The organism is Roseateles agri (genome assembly GCF_034043675.1).
GTDB lineage: Bacteria > Pseudomonadota > Gammaproteobacteria > Burkholderiales > Burkholderiaceae_C > KK5.
The window spans coordinates 86,823-107,601 of sequence record NZ_JAXCLA010000007.1; the positions used below are offsets into that span (position 1 = coordinate 86,823).

The 20,779-nt window shown below is 68.1% G+C and carries 18 protein-coding genes; 8 read left to right on the top strand and 10 right to left on the bottom strand.

Annotated features, from left to right (window positions below; all coding sequences use genetic code 11):
- Positions 1–34: 34 nt before the first annotated feature.
- Together SNE35_RS20800 and SNE35_RS20805 are read right to left on the bottom strand one after the other, a co-directional pair.
- The gene (locus tag SNE35_RS20800; RefSeq protein ID WP_320424936.1) at positions 35–1,945 is read right to left on the bottom strand and encodes an autotransporter assembly complex protein TamA; all 1,911 of its coding nucleotides are present in this window, start codon (positions 1,943–1,945) and stop codon (positions 35–37) included.
- Entirely contained in the window at positions 1,942–3,126 is a 1,185-nt protein-coding gene (locus SNE35_RS20805; RefSeq protein ID WP_320424937.1) for a vWA domain-containing protein, read from the bottom strand. Before SNE35_RS20805 ends, SNE35_RS20800 begins: the two co-directional genes overlap by 4 nt.
- Before the next feature lie 154 nt (positions 3,127–3,280).
- On the opposite strand from SNE35_RS20805, the gene SNE35_RS20810 reads away from it, so the two are divergent.
- Positions 3,281–4,561 (top strand): EAL domain-containing protein, encoded by a 1,281-nt coding sequence (locus SNE35_RS20810; protein WP_320424938.1) that lies wholly within the window; start codon positions 3,281–3,283, stop codon positions 4,559–4,561.
- A gap of 1 nt (position 4,562) precedes the next feature.
- Here the strand turns inward: SNE35_RS20810 and SNE35_RS20815 are convergent, their stop codons facing one another.
- The gene (locus SNE35_RS20815) at positions 4,563–5,537 is read right to left on the bottom strand and encodes an AraC family transcriptional regulator (protein ID WP_320424939.1); all 975 of its coding nucleotides are present in this window, start codon (positions 5,535–5,537) and stop codon (positions 4,563–4,565) included.
- Between the two features lie 35 nt (positions 5,538–5,572).
- Between SNE35_RS20815 and SNE35_RS20820 the strand changes: the two genes are divergently transcribed.
- A complete protein-coding gene (locus SNE35_RS20820) occupies positions 5,573–6,610 on the top strand; it encodes an SDR family oxidoreductase (protein WP_320424940.1) in 1,038 nt (345 codons plus the stop codon).
- 220 nt (positions 6,611–6,830) lie between these two features.
- Positions 6,831–7,100, top strand: coding sequence for a hypothetical protein (locus SNE35_RS20825; protein ID WP_320424941.1), 270 nt, complete (start codon positions 6,831–6,833; stop codon positions 7,098–7,100).
- Between the two features lie 10 nt (positions 7,101–7,110).
- Here the strand turns inward: SNE35_RS20825 and SNE35_RS20830 are convergent, their stop codons facing one another.
- The 4 genes from SNE35_RS20830 to SNE35_RS20845 are packed head-to-tail and all read right to left on the bottom strand — an operon-like array spanning position 7,111 to position 10,773.
- Positions 7,111–9,093, bottom strand: a complete 1,983-nt coding sequence (locus SNE35_RS20830) for a S9 family peptidase (RefSeq protein ID WP_320424942.1) — start codon at positions 9,091–9,093, stop codon at positions 7,111–7,113.
- The gene (locus tag SNE35_RS20835; protein ID WP_320424943.1) at positions 9,090–9,680 is read right to left on the bottom strand and encodes a GNAT family N-acetyltransferase; all 591 of its coding nucleotides are present in this window, start codon (positions 9,678–9,680) and stop codon (positions 9,090–9,092) included. Before SNE35_RS20835 ends, SNE35_RS20830 begins: the two co-directional genes overlap by 4 nt.
- Before the next feature lie 5 nt (positions 9,681–9,685).
- Positions 9,686–9,919 carry a hypothetical protein gene (locus SNE35_RS20840; protein WP_320424944.1) on the bottom strand — a complete coding sequence of 78 codons (234 nt, stop codon included), beginning with the start codon at positions 9,917–9,919 and terminating at the stop codon, positions 9,686–9,688.
- Positions 9,919–10,773 (bottom strand): AAA family ATPase, encoded by an 855-nt coding sequence (locus SNE35_RS20845; protein ID WP_320424945.1) that lies wholly within the window; start codon positions 10,771–10,773, stop codon positions 9,919–9,921. Before SNE35_RS20845 ends, SNE35_RS20840 begins: the two co-directional genes overlap by 1 nt.
- A 156-nt stretch (positions 10,774–10,929) precedes the next feature.
- Between SNE35_RS20845 and SNE35_RS20850 the strand changes: the two genes are divergently transcribed.
- The 5 genes from SNE35_RS20850 to SNE35_RS20870 all read left to right on the top strand — a co-directional run bounded on the left by SNE35_RS20850 (position 10,930) and on the right by SNE35_RS20870 (position 17,206).
- Entirely contained in the window at positions 10,930–11,580 is a 651-nt protein-coding gene (locus tag SNE35_RS20850) for a c-type cytochrome (protein WP_320424946.1), read from the top strand.
- A 102-nt stretch (positions 11,581–11,682) separates the two neighbouring features.
- Positions 11,683–12,882, top strand: a complete 1,200-nt coding sequence (locus tag SNE35_RS20855; protein ID WP_320424947.1) for a cyclic di-GMP phosphodiesterase — start codon at positions 11,683–11,685, stop codon at positions 12,880–12,882.
- 32 nt (positions 12,883–12,914) lie between these two features.
- The gene (locus tag SNE35_RS20860) at positions 12,915–14,483 is read left to right on the top strand and encodes an ABC transporter substrate-binding protein (protein WP_320424948.1); all 1,569 of its coding nucleotides are present in this window, start codon (positions 12,915–12,917) and stop codon (positions 14,481–14,483) included.
- Between the two features lie 71 nt (positions 14,484–14,554).
- The gene (locus tag SNE35_RS20865; protein ID WP_320424949.1) at positions 14,555–16,537 is read left to right on the top strand and encodes a hypothetical protein; all 1,983 of its coding nucleotides are present in this window, start codon (positions 14,555–14,557) and stop codon (positions 16,535–16,537) included.
- A 39-nt stretch (positions 16,538–16,576) separates the two neighbouring features.
- Positions 16,577–17,206, top strand: a complete 630-nt coding sequence (locus tag SNE35_RS20870; RefSeq protein WP_320424950.1) for an EcsC family protein — start codon at positions 16,577–16,579, stop codon at positions 17,204–17,206.
- A 4-nt stretch (positions 17,207–17,210) separates the two neighbouring features.
- Here the strand turns inward: SNE35_RS20870 and SNE35_RS20875 are convergent, their stop codons facing one another.
- Genes SNE35_RS20875 through mmsA form a run of 3 tightly spaced genes read right to left on the bottom strand, consistent with a single transcriptional unit; the run spans position 17,211 to position 20,704 of the window.
- The gene (locus SNE35_RS20875; RefSeq protein WP_320424951.1) at positions 17,211–17,957 is read right to left on the bottom strand and encodes a FadR/GntR family transcriptional regulator; all 747 of its coding nucleotides are present in this window, start codon (positions 17,955–17,957) and stop codon (positions 17,211–17,213) included.
- Positions 17,958–17,963: 6 nt separating this feature from the next.
- Positions 17,964–19,175, bottom strand: coding sequence for a multiple monosaccharide ABC transporter permease (gene mmsB, locus SNE35_RS20880; RefSeq protein ID WP_320424952.1), 1,212 nt, complete (start codon positions 19,173–19,175; stop codon positions 17,964–17,966).
- Positions 19,175–20,704, bottom strand: a complete 1,530-nt coding sequence (gene mmsA, locus SNE35_RS20885) for a multiple monosaccharide ABC transporter ATP-binding protein (RefSeq protein ID WP_320424953.1) — start codon at positions 20,702–20,704, stop codon at positions 19,175–19,177. The genes mmsB and mmsA overlap by 1 nt, the downstream gene beginning before the upstream one ends.
- Positions 20,705–20,779: the final 75 nt, after the last annotated feature.

Consider the following 20,779-nt stretch of genomic DNA (forward strand, 5'->3'; position numbering starts at 1 on the left):
GAGGGCGGCGGAGGCTGTTCGGTTTGTTCCGCCGTCATAGCGCCACGCCCACGGAAAAATGCAGCCGCCAGCGCTGCGCCTCGACGCCGCGCGCAATGTCGATCCGCAGCGGCCCGACCGGGCTGCGCCAGTGCACGCCGAAGCCGTAGCCCCAGACCGGCTTGTAGTGGCCCCAGTCGGGCGCGGCATTGCCGCCGTCGACGAAGAGCACGCCCCACAGGTCCGGCATGCTCTGGATGATCGGATGCGCCACCTCCAGGCTGCCGGTGCCGACGACCCGGCCGCCGACGACCACACCGTTCACCTCGGGCCCCAGCGTCTGGTAGGCATAGCCGCGCACCGAATCGTCGCCTCCGGCCTTGAACAGCAGCTTCTCCGGGATGCCGACCGAGTTGGCGGCCAGCACCTGGCCGAACTCGATCCGCGCGTCGCCGAACCAGCCCTTGCCGAGGCGCTTGTAGCCGTAGCCCTTGAAGTACACCTTGCCGAAGAAGCCGCTGCTGCCGATGCTGTTCTCGGCGCGCCCGGCGCCGACCAGCAACTGCCCGCTCCAGCCCTGCGTGGGCAGCAGCAGGTTGTCGAGCCGGCGACGCGTCCACTGCGTGTTCATCGAATAGGCGCTGCCGGTCACGGTGATCGGGTTGCCGTCGGAGTCGGCCTGGCGCTCGCGCGAGCGCAGCATCTCGGCATAGACCAGCCGGTCGTCGTCGCGGGTTTCGCGCAAGCGGCCGAGGCGGGCGCTGAGGTTGGTGATGTCCTGGCCGCCGGTCTGGTCCTTCTCGACCTGCAGCGAGGCGAGGTTGCGCGACATGTCCGTCTGCGGATGCGAGCTGATCTCCAGGTCGGCCGACTGCAGGTCGCGGTTGAGAGCCAGCTTGGAGCTGGCGCGCACCGGCAGGCCGAAGGGCACGCGGTTCAGATATTCCAGCGTGACGCCCTGGCCGCTGTTGGCGTCGTAGCCGATACCGGTCGTCGCCTGCTGGCGCGCCGCCTCGCGCACGCGCACGATCACCGGCGTGCCGGCGGCTGCCTCGGGCTTGCCGGGCTCGGGCTGGATGTCCACGGCGACGGTGTCGAACAGCTGCGTCTTCACCAAGCGTTCCTGGAACTCCTGCAGCACCTTCTCGCTGTAGGGCGTGCCGGGCGTGAAGCCGGCCAGGCGGCGCACGCTCTGCTCGTCGTGGTACTTCAGGCCTTCGATCTTCAGCTCGCCCAGGTGGTACAGCGGGCCGCTGTCCAGACTCAGCGAGAGTTCGACGGCATTGGCCTGCGCCTCGACTCGCGCCTGCGTGCTCTGCAGCTCGGCCAGCGGGTAGCCGGCGGCGCGCACCTGCACCAGCAGCGCCGTCTTGGCCGAAGACCAGCTCGACTGGCTGAAGGTATGGCCGACGTCCAGGTCCCAGCCGCGGCGCAGCGCGCGCTGCAGCTTCTGCTGGTCCGCATCGGGCACGCCGTCGTGCCCGGCCAGCTCGCCGCGGATGTCCAGCTTCAGCTCGCTGACGCGGGCCTGCGGGCCGGGCTCCACCTTGACGACGATGCGCTCCGGCGCGCCGGCGGTAGCCGGGCTGCGGCTCAGCTCCACGTGGGCGTTGAAGAAGCCCTCGGTCTCCAGCAGCGCGCGGGCCTGGGCCGGCGTGGTGCTGCAGAGCCGGTCCAGCTCGACCTGGCTCAGGCGCTCGTCCTGCTCGGTGCGCTGGAAGCGGGCCAGGTCCAGGTGCTCCTGCAGCAGCTTGCGCAGGTTGGAGGGGGCGTCGACCTCCAGCTGGTAGTTCGCCACCGGCCGCGGCGCCGAGGCGGCGGCCTCGACCGGGCCGACGGCCTTCTCGGCCGTCTTGTCGTCCTGCCTGTTGCCGTCACCATTGCCGCCGAAGTAGCTCGTCACGCTGGCGCAGCCACTGAGCGCCAGCGCTGCGAGCAGCGCGGGAAGAATGCGTCCGACCGTCATTTACTCAGCAGGCGCATTGCCCCTTCCAGGCCGGTGAGCGACAGCGGGAACATCCGCTGCTGCATCAACTGCTGGATGATCGCGATGCTCTGCCGGTACTGCCAGACGCCAGGCGGCTCGGGATTGATCCACGCGTACTTCGGGAAGGCGTGGGTGAGGCGCTGCAGCCATTCGGCGCCGGCTTCGTCGTTGTTGTATTCGACGCTGCCACCGGGCTGCAGGATCTCGTAGGGGCTCATCGTCGCGTCGCCCACGAAGATCAGCTTGTAATCCTTGTTGTACTTGCGGATCACGTCCCAGGTGGCGTGCTTCTCGGCGAAGCGGCGGCGGTTGTTCTTCCAGACGTAGTCGTAGACGCAGTTGTGGAAGTAGTAGAACTCAAGGTGCTTGAACTCGCTCTTGGTGGCGGAGAACAGCTCCTCGACGCGGTGGATGTGCTCGTCCATCGTGCCGCCCACGTCCATCAGCAGCAGCACCTTCACCTTGTTGTGCCGCTCTGGGATCATGCGGATGTCCAGCATGCCTGCGTTGGCCGCCGTCTTGTGGATGGTGTCGTCCAGGTCGAGTTCGAGGTCCGAGCCCTCGCGGGCGAAGCGGCGCAGGCGGCGCAGCGCCACCTTGATGTTGCGGGTGCCCAGCTCAAGGTTGTCGTCGTAGTCCTTGTAGGCGCGCTGCTCCCACACCTTGACGGCGCTCTTGTTGCCGCCCTTGCCACCGATGCGGATGCCCTGCGGGTTGTAGCCCGAGTTGCCGAAGGGGCTGGTGCCGCCGGTGCCGATCCACTTGCTGCCGCCCTCGTGCTTTTCCTTCTGCTCCTCGAAGCGCTTCTTCAAGGTCTCCATCAGCTCGTCCCAGCCCATCTTCTCGATGGCGGCCTTTTGCTCGGGCGTGAGCTCCAGCTCCAGCGTCTTCTTCAGCCATTCGAGCGGGACGTCCTGCGTGAAGTCGGTCAGCATCTCCACGCCCTTGAAGTAGGCGGAGAAAGCGCGGTCGAACTTGTCGTAGTGGGCCTCGTCCTTGACCAGCGTGGCGCGCGAGAGGAAATAGAAGTCCTCGACGCTCGGCACCGAGTCTTCGCTGCCGATCACTCCTGCCTGCAGCCCTTCCAGCAAGGTCAGGAACTCCTTGACGGAGACCGGCAGCTTGGCCGCGCGCAAGGTGTAGAAAAACTGGATCAGCATGGACGACGATGCCTCGGACGACGGGACGCTGTCGATTATCCATAGGCAGGCCTGTGCGGCCTGCAAGCGTTTGCAAGCTGGGCTGAGGTTTGTCTGAGGTCCCACGCCCTCGAAGAAGGACTAGCATCGCGCCAGCATGAATTTGCCGCCGCCGATGACATCCGCTCCCGACACCGCCTTCGCGCCGTTGTACGACACCCTGAGCCAGCAAGCGGACGGCCCCTGGCGCGCCGCCTTCAACGGCATGACGCTGGACACGCACTTCCAGCCGATCTACAGCTTCCCGCACCGCCGCACGATCGGCCACGAGGCGCTGCTGCGCATCACCGACGCCGAGGGCCGCGCCGTGCCGCCGCTGCATTTCTTCGCCGGCCTGCAGGGCTTCGACCAGCAGTTGATGGGCGACCGGCTGGCCCGCTTGCTGCACCTGCACAACTTCGTACGCCAGCAGGATCCCGACGGCTGGCTCTTCGTCAACATCCACCCCGCCGTGTTCGTGCACTGCGCGCGCGAGCCCGAGTTGCTGCAGCTCTGGTCGGGTGTGATCGAGCGGCTCGGCGTGCCGTCGCGGCGCATGGTCTTCGAGGTGACCGAAGACGTGATGGCGCTGGACGCCGACTTCGAGGCCGCCGTGGCCAGCGCGCGCACCACCGGCTGCCTGCTGGCGCTGGACGATTTCGGCGCCGGCCATTCCAACTTCGACCGCGTCTGGCGCGTCCAGCCCGAGATCGTCAAGCTCGACCGCAGCCTGCTGCGCCGCGCCGTCGCCTCGCCGCGGATCGCCCGGGTGATGACGCAGATGGTCTCGCTGCTGCACGAGTGCGGCGCGCTGGTGCTGCTGGAGGGCGTGGAGACGCGCGACGAGGGCCTGCTGGCGTTGGACGCCGACGTCGACCTGGTGCAGGGCTTCGCCTTCGGCCGGCCGGCGCCAGGGCTGATCGGCGCCGACCAGGTCTCGTCCGAGATGGAGGAGGTCTGGGCACGGCTGGGCGAACGCCACGCCGAGGATCGCGTCGCCCACACGCAGCGGATGACGCCCTATAGCGTCGCCCTGAAGAAGGCGCTGCCCGCGTTGCGCCAGGGCCAGCCGCTGCACCAGGCCTGCGCCGCGCTGCTGGCGCTGCCCGGCGTGCAGCTGTGCTACCTGCTGGACGAGCAGGGCGCCGACACCTGCCCGCCGGTGGCCCCGGCCCGCCCTCAACTGAGCCAGCGCGACCTGCGCTTCGAGCCGCTCGAGCACGCCGGCACTGCCCGCTGGGCCCGCCGGCCGTATTTCCGCCGCGCCGTGGCCGAACTGGGCCAGATCCAGGTGACCCGCCCCTACCTGAGCCTCAAGGGCGCCCGCATGTGCGTCACCATGTCGACCGCCTTCTGGTCGCAGGCCAAGATGCAGGTGATCTGCGTGGACCTGGACGGGGCGGTGGAGGAAGAGTGAGCTATTCCGCCGCGGCCGCCGCCGCAGCTGTGGCCGCGGCGCGGTAGGCCTTCGGCGACTGTCCCGTCACCCGCTTGAAGGCAGTGCTGAAGGCGCTCTCCGATCCATAGCCCAGCGCCTGGGCGATCACGGCCACCGGCTTGTTCTCTTCCCGAAGGCTGCGGCCGGCCAGCCGCATGCGCCATTCGGCGAGGTAGCTCAGCGGCGCGACGCCGGCGCTCGCCTTGAAGCGCTGCGCAAAGGTCGTGCGGGACATCGCGCAGGCTTCGGCCAGCTCTTCGAGGTGCCAGGGGCGCGCCGGGTCGCCGTGCATCAGCCGCAGCGCGGGCGCGAGGCGCGGATCGCTCAGCGCGCGCAGCCAGCCGGTCATCGGGCTCGCGGTCTGCAGGTGGGCCCGCAGGATTTGGATGAAGAGCAATTGCGCGAGCTGTGCCGAGGCGAGCTGCGTGCCGGGCAGCTCGTTGGCGCGCTCGTTCACCAGTTGCTCCAGCAGCCAGCGAAAGCTCGCCGCCTGCGGCGAGGCGGCCGGCACATGGATCCAGGGCGGCAGCACGTCCGACAGCAACTGGCCGCTGGCCTGGTCGAGCAGCACATGGCCGCCGATGTGGGCGAAGTCCTCGCCCTCGCCGATGCCGCCCTCCGGGCTGCGACCGCCGGAGAACACGGCCATTGCGTCCAGCGCTTCGACGCCAGGCTCGCTGGACAGCACGAAGGAGCGCTTCGCCGTCAGCAGGCCGACGTCGCCGGTGTCGAAGCGGACCGGCTCCGGCTCGCCGTCGATGGCGACCCAGCACGATCCCTTCACCACGGCGAAGAACTTGATCTTCTCGGGCACAGGGAATCGCAGGGCCCAGCGGCCGCCGGCAGTGAAGCCGCCCGTCACCAGCGATTCGGCGTGGGTGAGCCGGAGGATGTCGGAAAAAGGGTCTGCGCTCATATTCGAACTATCGCGCAAGTAACTCGCACTTTGGCGCATTAACAATCCGGATTGCGGGTTTTAAGCTGAGCGCCATGAACTCAACACACGACACCCAAGTCCTTGTCACCGGTGGCACCGGCTTCATCGCGCAGCACTGCATCCTGCTGCTGTTGAAGAACGGGTACCGCGTGCGCACCACCGTCCGATCACTGGCCCGGGAGCCCGAAGTCCGCCAGCACCTGCGCGAGGGCGGCGCCGAACCCGGAGACCGCCTCGGCTTCGTCGTCGCCGACCTCGGTTCGGACGCGGGCTGGGCCGAGGCCGCCGCCGGTTGCGCCTACGTCATGCACGGCGCCTCGCCGACGCCGTCCGGCGCGCAGACCAGCGAGGAGGACTGGGTCCGGCCCGCGGTCGACGGTAATCTGCGGGTGCTGCGCGCAGCGCGCGAGGCGGGTGTCAAGCGCGTCGTGCTGACCTCGGCCTTCGGCGCGATCTGCGCGGGCCATGGCCCGATGAAGAGGCCGTTCAACGACGACGACTGGAGCGATCTGACCAATCCGAACGTCTGGCCCTATCAAAAGTCCAAGACCCTGTCGGAGCAGGCGGCCTGGGACTTCATCGCTCGCGAGGGCGGGGGGATGGAGCTCTCCGCCGTCAATCCGGTTGCAGTGCTGGGCCCGGTGCTCGGGGCCGACTACTCGCACTCGATCCGGCTGATCAAGAACATGCTGGCGGGCCAGCCCGGCATGCCCAAGATCAATTCGGGTTTCGTGGACGTCCGCGACGTGGCGGACCTGCACCTGCGCGCGATGACGCACGAGGCGGCCGCCGGCGAACGCTTCCTGGCCATCGCGGGTGAGAGCATGTGGATGGCCGAGGTGGCCCGGGTGCTGAAGGCCCGCATGGGGGGCATCGCCGACAAGGTGTCGACGAGGGTGCTGCCCAACACGATCGTGCGCCTGGGCGCCCTGAAGGATCCGGCCCTGCGTGGCGCCGTGCCACTGCTGGGCCTGAACCTCAATGCCACCAGCGCGAAGGCGATCCGCCTGCTGGGTTGGGCTCCGCGCTCGGCGGAGGAGGCGATCGTCGCGACGGCGGAGAGCCTGGACCGCCTGGGATTGCTGGCGTAGTCCGGAAGGACGACGCTCGTTCGAGCCCGCCTCCTACCTGCCCGGGCGGGCCGCGGCGTCAGAGTCGAGACATGGCAATCGACCACCCGGGTGTCCTATGAAACCAGCGCTCTCTGCCCTTCTCGTCACCGTGCTTGCAGCGGGGCCCGCAGGCTGGGCTCATGCGCAGCAGGCCGCGCCAGCCGTCGCGCCGGCATCGGCGGCTTCGGCAGTTCCCCGCTTGAACCAGACTCGCAGCCCCGCCGTCAGGGCCGCCGAGAAGGCCAAGGAGCCCGGCAGCCTGCAACCCGAGCAGCGGGCGATTCCGCAGATATCGGTGCCACTGAAGACCCGCAACAGCCCGTCGCCCGCGACGCCGGCGGCATCGCTGCCGGCGGGCAGCGTGCCGGGCGCGGTCAATGACGACGCCGCGCGCTGCCTGGCCGCCGATAGCGGCAAGCTCAAGGCGGCCTGCGAACGCGGGCGGCCGGCCAGCGCGGCGGCGCGCTGACGAGCGGTCTTCAGCGTGCCTTCGGGTCGTGCCGCTTCAGCCAGGCGAAGAACTCGCCGTACCAGAGCTTGCTGTTGCGCGGCTTCAGGATCCAGTGGTTCTCGTCCGGGAACCACAGCAGGCGCGCGGGCACGCCCTGCGCCTTCAGCGTGTTGTAGTAGGCGAGGCCCTGTGCGTCGGGCACGCGGTAGTCGAGCGCGCCGTGGATCACCAGGGTCGGCGTGCTGAAGTGGGCGGCGAAGGTGTCGGGGCTCTGCGCGGCGATGCGGGCCGGGTCGTCCCAGTACCAGGCGCCCAGTTCCTTGCTGTGATAGGCGTAGCAGTCGTCGGCGAACATGCCGCGCCAGTCGAAGCAGCCGGCATGGCAGACGTAGGCGGCATAACGGCCAGGCTCGACGTGCCCGTTCAGCCAGGCCGCCATGTAGCCGCCGTAGCTGCCACCGGTGACGAAGATGCGCTTGCCGTCGACCCAGGACTTCTTCAAGAGCCAGTCGGTACCGGCCTCGACGTCCTGCTGCTCGAACTCGCCCCAGTGGTGCGTGATCGAGTCCAGGAACTCGAAGCCGAAGCTCGATGAGCCGTGGTAGTTGACGCAGGCGACGACGTAGCCCTGCGCCGCGAAGGCCTGATGGTTCCAGCGCCAGTGCCAGCTGTCGCCGAAGGCCGTGTGCGGGCCACCATGGACGACGTGCATCACCGGGTGCTTCTTCTTCGCGTCAAAGCCCGGCGGGTAGATCAGCCACATCTGCACGTCGTCGCCGCGCGCACCCTTGACCGTCACCTCCTCGTGGCGCGAGAAGCGGTGCTGCGCGAGCAGCGCATCGTTGATGTGCTCGATGCGGCGCGGGCCGTCCTCGGCCTGCACCGACAGCCGCGGCGGGAACTGCACGCTGTCGTGGTTGACCACCAGGGCGCCTGCGGCCAGCGCGAAGCTGCTGGTGTTGCCGCCTTCGAAGGCGATGGCTGCCTGCCGCTCGGCCAGGTCGAAGCGCCAGACATGGCGGCGGCCACGGTCCTCGGCGCCGAAGAAGAGCGCGGTGTCGTCCTCGTCCCAGGTCAGCGGCGCGGTGACTTCGCGGTCCCAGTCGGCCGACATCACGGCCCAGCGGCCTTTCGTATCTAGCACTGCGAGCTGCGACGGCATCGTGTGCTTGACGCCCTGGTTGCTGGCGATGAATGCCAGGTGATTGCCGCCATGGCTGTAGCGCGGCGCGGAGAAATCCCAGGCCGGGTCGGCCAGCAAGGTGCTGACCTCGCCGCTCTTCACCTCGATCTCGCACAGCGTCTGCACGTTGCCGAACTTCTTCTCGGCGGCGGGGTCGAAGGCGAAGGCGATGCGCTTGCCGTCCGGCGAGATGTCGAAGCAGCTCGCGTCGGGCTCGGCGCGGGTCAGCTCGTGGATCGAGCCTTCGAACAGGTCGCGCACCTTGCCGCTGGCGATGTCGACGACATGCAGGTGCGGCACGCGCTCCATCGGCAGGTAGTGGTCCCAGAAGCGGTACATCGCTTCCTCGGTGGCGTAGCCGCTTTCCTTGCGCTCGTTGAATGCCTTGTGGGCCTTGGCCTGCGCGGCCGTGCCCGCCAGCTGGGGCCGCACCCAGGAGACGAAGGCGATGCGTCGGCCGTCCGGGAACCACTTGAAGGCATCGACGCCGGTCGCCACCGTCGCGATGCGACGGGCCTCACCGCCGTCCGGCGGGATCACGTAGAGCTGCGGCGTCTCGTCCTTGGCGCCTTCCTGCTCGCGCCTGGCGATGAAGGCGATCAGCTCGCCGCTGGGGCTCCATTGCGGCTGGCCGTCCTTCTCGCCGGCGGCGGTCAGGCGGCGCGGCTCGCCGCCCAGCGTGGAGAACAGGTGCAGGCTGGCCGCGCTCTTGTTCGTCTCCATCGAATGGCGGGTGACGCTGGCGACCGCCTGCGCGCCGTCCGGCGAGAGGCTGGGCGCGCCGATGCGCTCGAGTTGCCAGAGGGCGTCGACGTCGAAATTCTTCATCGGGGCTTGATGAGTTGCCATTGCAGGTGGGTCTTCACGGTGGGCCATTCATTGGCCGTGATGCTGTAGACGGCGGTGTCGCGCAGGGTGCCGTCGGGCATGCGCTGGTGGGCGCGCAGGATGCCGTCGAGCTGGGCGCCCAGGCGCTCGATCGCGCGGCGGCTCTGCGTGTTGAGCCGGTGCGTGCGGAACTCGACGGCGATGCAGTCCAGCGCCTCGAACGCGTGCGTCAGCAGCAGCAGCTTGCACTGCGTGTTCAGCGGCGTGCGCTGGCTGCTGGCGCGGTACCAGGTCGAGCCGATCTCGACGCGGCGCTGCACGCGGTCCACGTTCATGAAGGTCGTCATGCCGGCCACCTCGCCGTCGGCATTGAACACGGTGAAGGGCAGCATCGTGCCCTTGGCGTGCAGGCCCAGGCGGCGCTCGATCTCGACCTGCATGCCCTCGGCGCTGGGGATCGTCGTGTACCAGAGCTTCCACAGCTCGCCGTCGGCCGCCGCGGCCTGCAGGCCGGCGCAGTGATCGGGGGAGAGCGGCTCCAGCCGCGCATGCGGGCCGGCCAGCGTGACGGGGGTGAGGATGTCCATGAGGGTCAGATCTTGCCCAGGCGGGCGAACAGCCAGCGGAACAGCACGCGGCCGAGGCCGGTGCCCACGAGGATCAGGACCAGGCCGACGATCGCATGGTTGTCCATGCGGCTGCCCGCGTCGCCGAAGAAGTCGTAGCCGATCGCGCGGCCGAAGTAGCGGCCGGCGATGCCGCCAACGATGAAGCCCAGTGCGTCAGCCAGCGATGCCCAGAGCGACTGCTTGAACTCGGGCCGCATCAGCGGTTGTTCCGCTGCATGAAGACGAGCTTCTCGAACAGCGTCAGGTCCTGCTCGTTCTTCAGCAGCGCGCCGACCAGCGGCGGGATCGTCACCTTGTCTTCCGTGCTGGCGATGGCGGCGGCCTCGATGTCTTCGGCGATCAGGAGACGCAGCCAGTCCAGCAGCTCCGAGGTGGAGGGCTTCTTCTTCAGGCCCGGCAGGTTGCGCACGTCGAAGAAGGTCTTCATCGCGGCGGAGAGCAACTGGCTCTTGATGTCGGGGAAGTGCACGTCGACGATCTTCTGCATCGTCGCCGCGTCGGGGAACTTGATGTAGTGGAAGAAGCAGCGGCGCAGGAAGGCGTCCGGCAGCTCCTTCTCGTTGTTGGAGGTGATCACCACCAGCGGTCGGTGCTTGGCCTTCACGAGCTGGCGCGTCTCGTAGACGTAGAACTCCATCCGGTCGATCTCGCGCAGCAGGTCGTTCGGGAACTCGATGTCGGCCTTGTCGATCTCGTCGATCAGCAGCACGACCGGCTCGTCCGCCGTGAAGGCCTGCCACAGCACGCCCTTGACGATGTAGTTCTCGATGTTGCGGACCTTCTCCGCGCCCTCGATGCCGCTGAGCTGGCTGTCGCGCAGCCGGCTCACCGCGTCGTACTCGTAGAGGCCCTGCTGCGCCTTCGTCGTCGACTTGATGTGCCACTGCATCAGCGGCATGCCCAGGGCCTTGGCCACTTCCTCGGCCAGCATCGTCTTGCCGGTGCCGGGTTCGCCCTTGATCAGCAGGGGGCGCTGCAGCGTGGCGGCGGCATTCACGGCCAGCATCAGGTCGGGCGTGGCGACGTAGTGGTCCGAGCCTTGGAATTTCATGGTGGAGTCGAGCGCGAAAAGTGGCGGGAAGCGGGACGGGCCAGTATACGGAGCGGCCTGTCAACAAGGGTTCTCGCTCAGGTGTGCGTCACGCCGGCGCCACGGGAGGCGCTGCATATAATGCCCGTCGCCTCTAAGACCAGAACCCCGGGGACTATGAAGAAACTGCTGCAGATTTCGCTTGCCGTTGCCGCCGTGATGATCAGCGCGTCCGGTGCCGCCCAAGCCCAGAGCGTGGAGGCCGGTGCCAAGAAGGTCGCCATGTGCTTCGGCTGCCACGGCATCCCCGGCTACCGCGCCAGCTTCCCCGAGATCCATCAGGTCCCGATGCTGGACGGCCAGAACGCCAAATACATCACCGCCGCGCTGACCGAATACGCCAAGGGCGATCGCAAGCACCCGACGATGAACGGCATCGCCAAGTCGCTCAGCGAGCAGGACATCGCCGACATCGCCGCCTTCTACGAGCAGCGCGCCCAGGCGCCCAAGGTCGCCGCCGAGGCCCCGGCCGCCAGTGCCGACGTGAGCAAGCTGCTGGAGAAGGGTGCCTGCTTCACCTGCCACGGCAAGAACTTCAGCACCCCGCTGACCGGCGCCGAGCCCAAGCTGGCCGGCCAGCATGCCGACTACCTCTACGTCGCGCTGAAGTCCTATCAGACTGAAAACAACAGTGTCATCGGCCGCAGCAACGCGGTGATGGCCGCCCAGGTCAAGCAATTCAGCCACGCCGAGCTGCGCGAGATCGCCAACTACCTGGGCTCGCTGCCCAGCGAGCTGCGCACGACGCCGGAGAGCCGCTTCCGCTGAACGGCTTCTTGAGCTGACTTGATGAATTGACAACGGAAGCCGCCGTATTCGAGCGGCTTCCGTCGTTTCTGAACGTTAGGACTGCCGGCATACTGGGGCCCAATGCTCAAGAAGATCCCGCTCTCGCAAGTACGACTGGGTATGTTCATCCAGTCGCTCGAGGGTTCGTGGCTGTCGCATCCGTTCTGGAAGACCAAGTTCCTGCTGACCGATCCGGCTGACCTGGAGGCGTTGCAGAAGAGCGGCATCCCCGCCGTGCTGATCGACATCAGCAAGGGCGACGACGTCAAGGCCGATGCCCCGGCGGCACCACCCGCTCCGGTGCCGCCACCGCCGCCCGCCGCGCCCAAGCGGGTGACGCTGGCGCAGGAGCTGGAACAGGCGGCGGCCGTCGTGCATCGCTCGGCCGAGGCGGTGAACTCGATGTTCGGCGAGGTGCGCATGGGCCGCGCGGTCGATGCCCAGCAGTGCCTGCCGGTGGTCGACGAGATCGTCGGCTCGGTCAACCGCAATCCCGCGGCGCTGATCAGCCTGGCCCGGCTCAAGACCAAGGACAACTACACCTACATGCACTCGGTGGCGGTCTGCGCGTTGATGGTGGCCCTGGCGCGGCAACTGGGCCTGGACGACCAGGCCACGCGCGAGGCCGGCCTGGCCGGGCTGCTGCACGACGTCGGCAAGATGCTGGTGCCCATCGAGGTGCTGAACAAGCCGGGCGCGCTCAGCGACGCCGAGTTCAACCTGGTGCGCCTGCACCCGGAGCGCGGTTGGGAGGCCCTGCGCGACAGCGGCAGCGCGCCGCCTGCGGTGCTGGAGGTGTGCCTGCGTCACCACGAGAAGATGGACGGCAGCGGCTACCCCGGCGGCCAGCAGGGCGAGGAGATCAGCCTGCTGGCGCGCATGGGCGCCGTCTGCGATGTCTATGACGCGATCACCTCCACGCGGCCCTACAAGGCCGCCTGGGATCCGGCCGGCTCGATCCAGCGCATGGCGCAGTGGAAGGGCCACTTCGACCCGCTGGTGTTCCAGGCCTTCGTCAAGAGTGTGGGCATCTATCCGGTGGGCACCCTGGTGCGGCTGCAGTCGCAGCGGCTGGCCGTGGTGGTGGAGCAGAACAGCACGAACCTGGTGACGCCGATCGTGCGCGTGTTCCATTCGGCACGCACGCGGAAGGCGGTGCAGGTCGAGCTGCTGGACCTCTCCAAGGCCGACGCGGGCGACAAGATCCTCGGCCGCGAATCGCCCGGCGACTGGGGTTTCACCCGGCTCGACGAGCTCTGGCAGCGCCCGGCGCGTCAGTAGACTCTGCGCTTCCGCCACGAAGGAAGCGCCCGATGAAACGCCTGGTTCTGCTGTTAGCGTCGCTCGCCTGCTTCGCCGTCCAGGGCCAGGTCTTGCGCTGGTCCGCCCAGGGCGATCCGCAGACGATGGACCCGCACTCGCAGAACGAGAGCCTGACGAACGCCGTCAACGGCCAGGTCTACGAGAAGCTGACGCGGCGCGACAAGCAGCTGGGCATCGTCCCCGGCCTGGCCACCGAATGGACGCAGGTCTCGCCGCTGGTCTGGCGCTTCAAGCTGCGGCCCGGCGTCAAGTTCCACGACGGCACGCCGCTGACGGCGGACGATGTCGTGTTCTCGGTCCAGCGCGCCCAGCAGCCCAGCTCGCAGCTGAGCCCCTACGCGCACGCGGTGGGCACGGCGCGCCAGGTGGACCCGCTGACGGTGGAGTTCACCACGCCCAGCTTCGACCCGATCTTCCTGCAGCACATCGACACGATCCAGATCATGAGCCGGCGCTGGTGCGAGGAACACAAGGTCACCAAGCCGCTGGACTACAACAACAAGGAAGAGACCTGGGCCTCGCTGCACGCCAACGGCACCGGCCCCTACATGCTGGTGAGCCGCCAGCCGGACATCAAGACCGTCTGGAAGCGCAACCCCAACTGGTGGAACAAGTTCGAGGGCAACGTCCAGGAGATCGTCTTCACGCCGATCGCCAACGACGCGACCCGCCTGGCGGCTCTCGTCTCGGGCGAGATCGACTTCGTGCTCGATCCTTCGCCGCGCGACGTGCCGCGCCTGCGCTCCACGCCGGGTGTGAAGATCATCGACGGGCCGGAGAACCGGCTGATCTTCATCGGCATGGACCAGGCGCGCGACAAGCTGCTCTACGGCCGCGTGCCGGGCGACCGCAACCCGTTCAAGGACGCGCGCGTGCGCCGCGCGATGTACCAGGCGATCGACGTCGAGACGATGCGCACGAAGATCATGAACGGCCTGTCCGTGCCCACCGGCGGGCTCACGCCGACGCCGGACGGCGACTTCCGCGATCCGGCGCTGGAGGCGCGGTTGCCCTTCGACATCGCCGCCGCCCGCAAGCTGATGGCCGAGGCCGGTTACGCCGACGGCTTCGAGGTGACCCTGGACTGCCCGAACAACCGCTACATCAACGACGAGGCGATCTGCAAGGCGCTGGCCGCGATGTGGGCGCAGCTGAAGATCAAGGTCCGCGTGGCGGCGCTGCCGCGCGCGCTGTACTTCCCCAAGGTCGAGAAGCTGGACACCAGCCTCTACCTCTGGGGTTGGGGCGGCAACATCACCGATGCCGAGATCATCATGACCCCGGTCTACCGCAACCGCGGCGAGCGCGGCGTCGGCTACTACAACTACGGCAATGTGCGCAACGACCGCTTCGACGCGCTGGCCGCCCAGTCCAGCACCGAGCAGGACCCGAAGAAGCGCGAGGAACTGATCAAGGCCGCGCTGGCCGAATATCAGCGCCAGGTCCACGTGATTCCGCTGCACCGGCAGATGATTCCCTGGGGCGCGCGCAGCAATGTCAACGTCGTGCACCGGGCCGACAACTGGCTGGAAGTCTCCTGGGCGAGTGTCGGTAAATAACGCGTTATTCGGTGGACCGCTGGCACGGCGGCTGGCTAGAGTGGGGCGGTCCGCTAACGTCGAGTCACCCCATGCCACGCCAACCGCTTCTGCGCCATCTTCTCGCCCTGTCGGCCCTGCTCGTGCTTGCCGCTTGCGGCAGTGGCGGGAGTGACAGCGGCAGCAGCGACGGCGGCGGCAGCAGCACGCCGGACGCCACGCCCGTGGCGCCGGGCAACAGCGTCAGCTACGCCAGTGCGCCCACGCTCAGCGGCGTGGCGGCCGTCGGCGCGCCGCTGACCCGGGCGGCCATCACCGTCGTCGACGGCAAGGGCCAGTCGCTCGGCTCGGCGACCACGGCGGTGGACGGCTCCTACAACCTGACCTTGTCGGCCAAGTCCATGACCGTGCCGCTGGTCGTGCAGGCCCGTGGCATGGACGCCGCCGGCGTGCCGCAGGTGCTGCACTCGGCCGTGCCGGCGATGAGCGCGGCCAGCGCCGCGATGGTGGCGAACGTGACGCCGCTGTCCAATGCGGTCGTCGCACTGGGCCTGGGCACGGACCCGGCACCGGTGTTCGCGGCGGCCTCCACCAATACTGCCGCCTTCACCAAGCTGGGCAATGCCGCGGCCGCGGCGGCCACCTTTTTGAAGACGCTGGTGAAGACCCAGCTCACCGACCTGAAGTTCAGCAATTCCGCCTCGCTGGACCTGTTGGCCGACGGGACCTTCACCGCCAACAAGAGCGCGCAGGACCTGCTGGTCGAGAGCGTGCGCGTCTCGCTCGGCACGAACACCAGCAGCGGCCTGGCCCAGCTGCGCCTGGGCAACAAGCTGCTGCCGACCCTGGCGCAGGAGGTGCTCGTCGACCTGCCGACCGCGCAGACCGAACTGCTGAAGACCAGCGGCACGCCGGCCACGGCCATCACCTCGACCTTGAAGGCGACGACCAGCCCGACCGCGACCCTGGCCAACCTCGGCTCGCTGGACGACCTGGGCGCCGCGCTGAACAAGCTGATCGCGCAGGCGCCCGGCCTGGACGTGCTGACGGCCTCGCCGCTGCTGTCGATCTACGACGTCAACGATGGCCACGGCAAGTCGGACCTGGCCGCCAAGCTGCAGGCCTACTCGACCAAGAACTGGCAGTTCGGCCGCTTCCAGACGATCGGCTGCGCGGACGCCACCGTCAGCGGCGGCCTGTGCAACCGCGTGCAGGTGGCCGCACCGATCAGCGACACCAGCGGCACCGTCGTCGACATCTACACGGACTCGGTCAGCTACAACAAGAGCTCGACCACCGGCAGCAAGTGGAACCTGATCGGCAATGGCCGCGACATCGCGATCGCCGCCTATCCGCTGGCTTTCCTGTCGTTGGGCGCGGACGCCACCGCCAGCAGCACCGTCTCGCCCAACCCCGGCGTCGGCATCCAGGTCGAGATCCAGGCGCAGGACGCCTCGGGCGCGCAGGTGCTGACCACCGCGCAGATGCAGACGCCCGGCGGCTACAGCATCCCCTTCGCCTACTGCACGCAGCCGCTGCTGTGCATCTCCAGCACGCCCGGCGCCACCTTGCTGACGCCCACCGGCGGCATCGGCGACACGGCGCTGCAGCAGTCGGCGGTCGGCTGGATCGGCAGCGCGGACAGCATCGCCGGCGCGAAGTACATCGCCTCGTACACGCTCGATGCCTCGACCACGGCCGAGACGCGCAACGTCTACCTGCGCGCCGACGTGCTGGCCAAGCCCGCCAACAGCCGCTTCCCGCAACTGGACGGCCTCAGCGCCAGCGCGCCGCTGCGCTCCGGCGAAATCCTGACGGGCCGCACGCTGAACTGGTCGGCCTGGGCCGCAGCCAATCCCGACATGCGCCTGATCAGCCTGCGCACCGTGCTCAGCGACGGCGAGAACGCCCCGCTGGTGACCGACACGGCCGTGCCGCTGCCGCCCTCGACAACCCTGGCACTGCCGGGCCTGACGCCCGACGCCGGCTTCGTGGCGACGAGCTACGAGGTGTGGCTGGGCGCGATCGACAGCTCGGGCCGGCGCTACTACACCCGTTACACGCTGACGCCCTGAGGAGGAACGGGGCGGCGATTCTTTCGGTAAGCTGTGCTCATGTCGTCGTCTGAGCAGTCCGACAAGAAGTCGTTTCTCCCCGCCCTGAAGCAGCGTGCCGCCCAGCAACTCGCGGACGCCGTCCTGCGATTGGTCGGCCGCGTGCCGGCCTCCAGCCTGCCGGCCAGCGATGCGCCCGAGCAGCGCGCCGAGGCCATCGTCCGCGCTGCCAGCCAGAAGGCCGCCACGATCTCCGCCAGCCTGGCGATCCCGCCCGGCCCCTGGGGCCTGGCGACGGTGATCCCCGACCTGGCGCTGATCTGGGACCTGCAGGCCCGCATGGTGGCCGACATCGCTGCCGTCTACGGCCGCTCGGCCACCCTGGGCCGCGAGCACATGCTGTGGTGCCTGTTCAAGCACACCGGTGCGCAGGCCTTCCGCGACCTGGCGGTGCGCAAGGGCGAGCGCTGGCTGGTGAAGAAGGCCTCGCAGCTGGCGATGAAGCAGGCGGCCCACACGATCGGGCTGCGGCTGGCGGAGCGCAGCGTGAGTAAGTCGGTGGCGCGCTTCGTGCCGCTGGCCGGCGCGGTGGGCATCGGCCTCTTTGCCTATCGCGACACGCGCGAGGTGGGCCGGGCGGCGATGGCGCTGTTCGGCGCGATGACCGAGGAAGAGGTCGCGCCGGAGTAGGGCGCTACTCGAGCGGGTCGAGCCCGCCTTCGAGCACTTCGCTGATGTCCGCGCGGGTCTCGCGCAGCTGCACCAGCGTGGCCTGCTGCGCGGCCAGCGGGTCGCGGTTCAGCAGCGCGGTGAGGATCGCCTTGTGGCGCGGCAGCGAGAGCGCATGCGTGTTCGCGTGCTGGCTGCTCAGCTTGATCGACTCGCGCAAGGCCAGGCTCAGCATATTGCCGATGTAGGCCAGCAGATCGTTGTTGGTCGCCTCGGCGATGCGGCGGTGGAAGGCCAGGTCGGGCTCGAGGATCTCGTCCGCCGTGGTCGCGGCTTCCATGCCGGCATAGGCCTGGGCGATGCCCTGCAGCGCCTCGTCGCTGGCCACCCGTGCGGCCAGCGCGGCGGCGGCCGGCTCAAACACGCGGCGCACCGTCAGCAGGGTCTCGACGAACTCCGCCTGCGGCTTGCTCTGGATCAGCCAGTACAGCACGTCCGGGTCGAGCAGGTGCCAGTCGCTGCGCAGCCGCACGGTGGCACCGGCGCGCTGGCGCGACTGCACCAAGCCCTTGGCCACCAGCACGCGCACCGCCTCGCGCAGCACCGGCCGGCTGATCTCGTACTCGGTCAGCAGCGCGGCCTCGCCGGGCAGCCGGTCACCCGGCGCGAACTCGCCGGACACGATGCGCATGCCGATGTCGCGCACGATGCGCGCATGCTGGCTCTTGCGCTCGGGCGGTTGACGGTAGTCGCGGTGTCCGGTCGGGTTCAAGCTCGTTCAGCTCTTATTTTTGTTGTAGACGTCGAAGAAGACGGCGGCCAGCAGCACCAAGCCCTTAATGACCTGCTGGTAGTCGATGCCGATGCCCATGATGGACATGCCGTTGTTCATCACGCCCATGATGAAGGCGCCGATCACCGCGCCGAGCACCTTGCCGACGCCGCCGGAGGCCGAGGCGCCGCCGATGAAGCAGGCCGCGATCACGTCCAGCTCGAAGCCCACGCCGGCCTTCGGCGTCGCGGTGTTCAGCCGCGCCGCGAACACGAGGCCCGCCACGGCGGCCAGCACGCCCATGTTCACGAAGGTGTAGAAGCTCAGCCACTTCGTCTTCACGCCGGACAGCCGCGCCGCCTTCTCGTTGCCGCCCAGCGCGTAGATGCGCCGGCCGATCGTCGTGCGCGTGGTGACGAAGTCGTAGAACAGCATCAGCACGGTCATCACGATCATCACGTTGGGCAGGCCGCGGTAGCCGGCCATCTTCCAGCACAGCGCGATGATCAGCGCCATGAAGAAGAGGTTCTTGCCGATGAAGAACGGCATCGGCTCGGTGTCCATGCCGTGCTTGACGCGGTTGGCGCGCTCGCGCAGCCGCGAGATCATCATCAGCACCGCGACGACGACGCCGATCAGCAGCGAGGTGGTGCGCAGGTTCTCGCCGCCCAGCGGGTCGGGGATGAAGCCGGAGCTGAGCAGCTGGAAGTTGGGGTCGAACGGACCGACCGACTGGCCCTGCAGCAGCGCCAGGTTCAGGCCGCGGAAGACCAGCATGCCGGCCAGGGTGACGATGAACGAGGGGATGCTGAAGAAGGCGACGAAGTAGCCCTGGATCGCGCCGATCACGGCGCCGGCGATCAGGCAGACGATCGTCGCCGGCACGAAGTGCCACTGGTAGTCGACCATCAGCACCGCGGCCAGCGCGCCGATGAAGCCGACCAGCGATCCGACCGACAGGTCGATGTGGCCGGCCACGATCACCAGCAGCATGCCCAGCGCCATGATGACGATGTAGCTGTTCTGCAGCACCAGGTTCGTGAGGTTGAGCGGCTGCAGCAGCGTGCCGTCGGTCAGCCACCAGAACAGCGCCATGATGATGACCAGCGACATCAGCATGCCGTAGTCGCGCAGGTTGGACTTCAGGAAACTCGCGGCGGAGCTGGCCTGCGCCGCGGGAGCCGAGGTGGGGGTAGGGGTGTTGGGTACAGCGGCCATCATTGGGCTCCTGCGGTCACGATGGAATGCATGATCTTTTCCTGGGTGGCTTCGGCGCCGGTGAACTCGCCGACGAAGCGGCCTTCGTTCATCACGTAGATCCGGTCGCACATGCCGAGCAATTCCGGCAGTTCCGACGAGATCATGACGACGCATTTGCCGGAAGCCGCCAGTTCGGCCATCAGGCTGTAGATCTCGAACTTGGCGCCGACGTCGATGCCGCGCGTGGGCTCGTCGACGATCAGCACCTCGGGGTTGGCGAACAACCACTTGGCGATGACGACCTTCTGCTGGTTGCCGCCGGAGAGGTTGCCCACCGTCTGGTAGACGCTGGAGCAGCGGATGCGCATCTTGCCGCGGAAGGCGGTGGACACCGAGAACTCCTGGCCCTCGTTGATGACCGTCGCCTTGGACACGCCTTCCAGGTTGGCCAGTGTGGTGTTCGAGCGGATGTCGTCGGCCAGCACGAGACCGTAGCCCTTGCGGTCTTCGGTGACGTAAGCCAGGCCCTGGTCCACGGCCTTCTGGATCGTCGACACATCGGCGGGCTTGCCGTTCAGCAGCACCTCGCCGCTGATGCGGCGACCCCAGGAGCGGCCAAACACGCTCATGGCCAGCTCGGTGCGGCCGGCGCCCATCAGGCCGGAGATGCCGACGATCTCGCCCTTGCGCGCATGCAGGTTCACGCCCTTGATGAACAGCCGGTCGGCATGCTCGGGGTGGTAGACGCGCCAGTCGCGGATCTCGAAGGCCATGTCGCCGATGTTCGGCTCGCGCTTCGGATAGCGGTCGGCCATCTCGCGGCCGACCATCGCCTGGATGATCTGGTCTTCGCTGACCTTGCCGGCATGGCAGTCGAAGCTGCGCACCGTGCTGCCGTCGCGGATCACGGTGATGCTGTCCGCGACCTTGGAAATCTCGTTGAGCTTGTGCGAGATGATGATGCAGGTGATGCCCTGCTCGCGCAGGCCCATCAGCAGGTTCAGCAGCTTGTCGCTGTCGGTCTCGTTGAGGCTGGCGGTGGGCTCGTCGAGGATCAGCAGCTTGACCTTCTTGGACAGCGCCTTGGCGATCTCGACCAGCTGCTGCTTGCCGACGCCGATGTCGGTGATCAGCGTGCTGGGCTTCTCGTTGAGCCCGACCTTCTTCAGCAGTTCCTGCGTGCGCGCATGCGCCTGGAACCAGTCGATCACGCCCAGCGCGTTGGACGGTTCGTTGCCGAGGAAGATGTTCTCGGCGATGGACAGCAGCGGCACCAGGGCCAGCTCCTGGTGAATGATGATGATGCCGGCTTCCTCGCTGTCGTGGATGCCGGAGAACTTGCGCTCCGTGCCCTCGAACAGGATCTGGCCGTCATAGTCGCCGTGCGGATAGACGCCGCTCAAGACCTTCATCAGCGTGGACTTGCCGGCGCCGTTTTCGCCGCAGATGGCGTGGATTTCGCCGGCACGCACGGCAAGGTTCACGTCGGACAGCGCGACCACGCCGGGGAAGCGCTTGGTGATGCCGCGCATCTCGAGAATGCTCATGGACAACTGCTCGTTCAGGAAAAAGGAGAAACGCCAACGACCGGGTGCGGGTCGTTGGCGTGTACCGGATCAGCG

Bases quoted from the DNA above. Each gene is read 5' to 3' on its own strand.
- SNE35_RS20845 (WP_320424945.1), bottom strand. From the start codon at position 10,773: ATGAAATTCCAAGGCTCGGACCACTACGTCGCCACGCCCGACCTGATG.
- SNE35_RS20855 (WP_320424947.1), top strand. From the start codon at position 11,683: ATGCTCAAGAAGATCCCGCTCTCGCAAGTACGACTGGGTATGTTCATC.
- SNE35_RS20870 (WP_320424950.1), top strand. From the start codon at position 16,577: ATGTCGTCGTCTGAGCAGTCCGACAAGAAGTCGTTTCTCCCCGCCCTG.
- SNE35_RS20830 (WP_320424942.1), bottom strand. From the start codon at position 9,093: ATGAAGAATTTCGACGTCGACGCCCTCTGGCAACTCGAGCGCATCGGC.
- SNE35_RS20820 (WP_320424940.1), top strand. From the start codon at position 5,573: ATGAACTCAACACACGACACCCAAGTCCTTGTCACCGGTGGCACCGGC.
- SNE35_RS20805 (WP_320424937.1), bottom strand. From the start codon at position 3,126: ATGCTGATCCAGTTTTTCTACACCTTGCGCGCGGCCAAGCTGCCGGTC.
- SNE35_RS20865 (WP_320424949.1), top strand. From the start codon at position 14,555: ATGCCACGCCAACCGCTTCTGCGCCATCTTCTCGCCCTGTCGGCCCTG.
- SNE35_RS20835 (WP_320424943.1), bottom strand. From the start codon at position 9,680: ATGGACATCCTCACCCCCGTCACGCTGGCCGGCCCGCATGCGCGGCTG.
- mmsA (WP_320424953.1), bottom strand. From the start codon at position 20,704: ATGAGCATTCTCGAGATGCGCGGCATCACCAAGCGCTTCCCCGGCGTG.
- SNE35_RS20860 (WP_320424948.1), top strand. From the start codon at position 12,915: ATGAAACGCCTGGTTCTGCTGTTAGCGTCGCTCGCCTGCTTCGCCGTC.
- mmsB (WP_320424952.1), bottom strand. From the start codon at position 19,175: ATGGCCGCTGTACCCAACACCCCTACCCCCACCTCGGCTCCCGCGGCG.
- SNE35_RS20815 (WP_320424939.1), bottom strand. From the start codon at position 5,537: ATGCGCCAAAGTGCGAGTTACTTGCGCGATAGTTCGAATATGAGCGCA.
- SNE35_RS20850 (WP_320424946.1), top strand. From the start codon at position 10,930: ATGAAGAAACTGCTGCAGATTTCGCTTGCCGTTGCCGCCGTGATGATC.
- SNE35_RS20840 (WP_320424944.1), bottom strand. From the start codon at position 9,919: ATGCGGCCCGAGTTCAAGCAGTCGCTCTGGGCATCGCTGGCTGACGCA.
- SNE35_RS20800 (WP_320424936.1), bottom strand. From the start codon at position 1,945: ATGACGGTCGGACGCATTCTTCCCGCGCTGCTCGCAGCGCTGGCGCTC.
- SNE35_RS20810 (WP_320424938.1), top strand. From the start codon at position 3,281: ATGACATCCGCTCCCGACACCGCCTTCGCGCCGTTGTACGACACCCTG.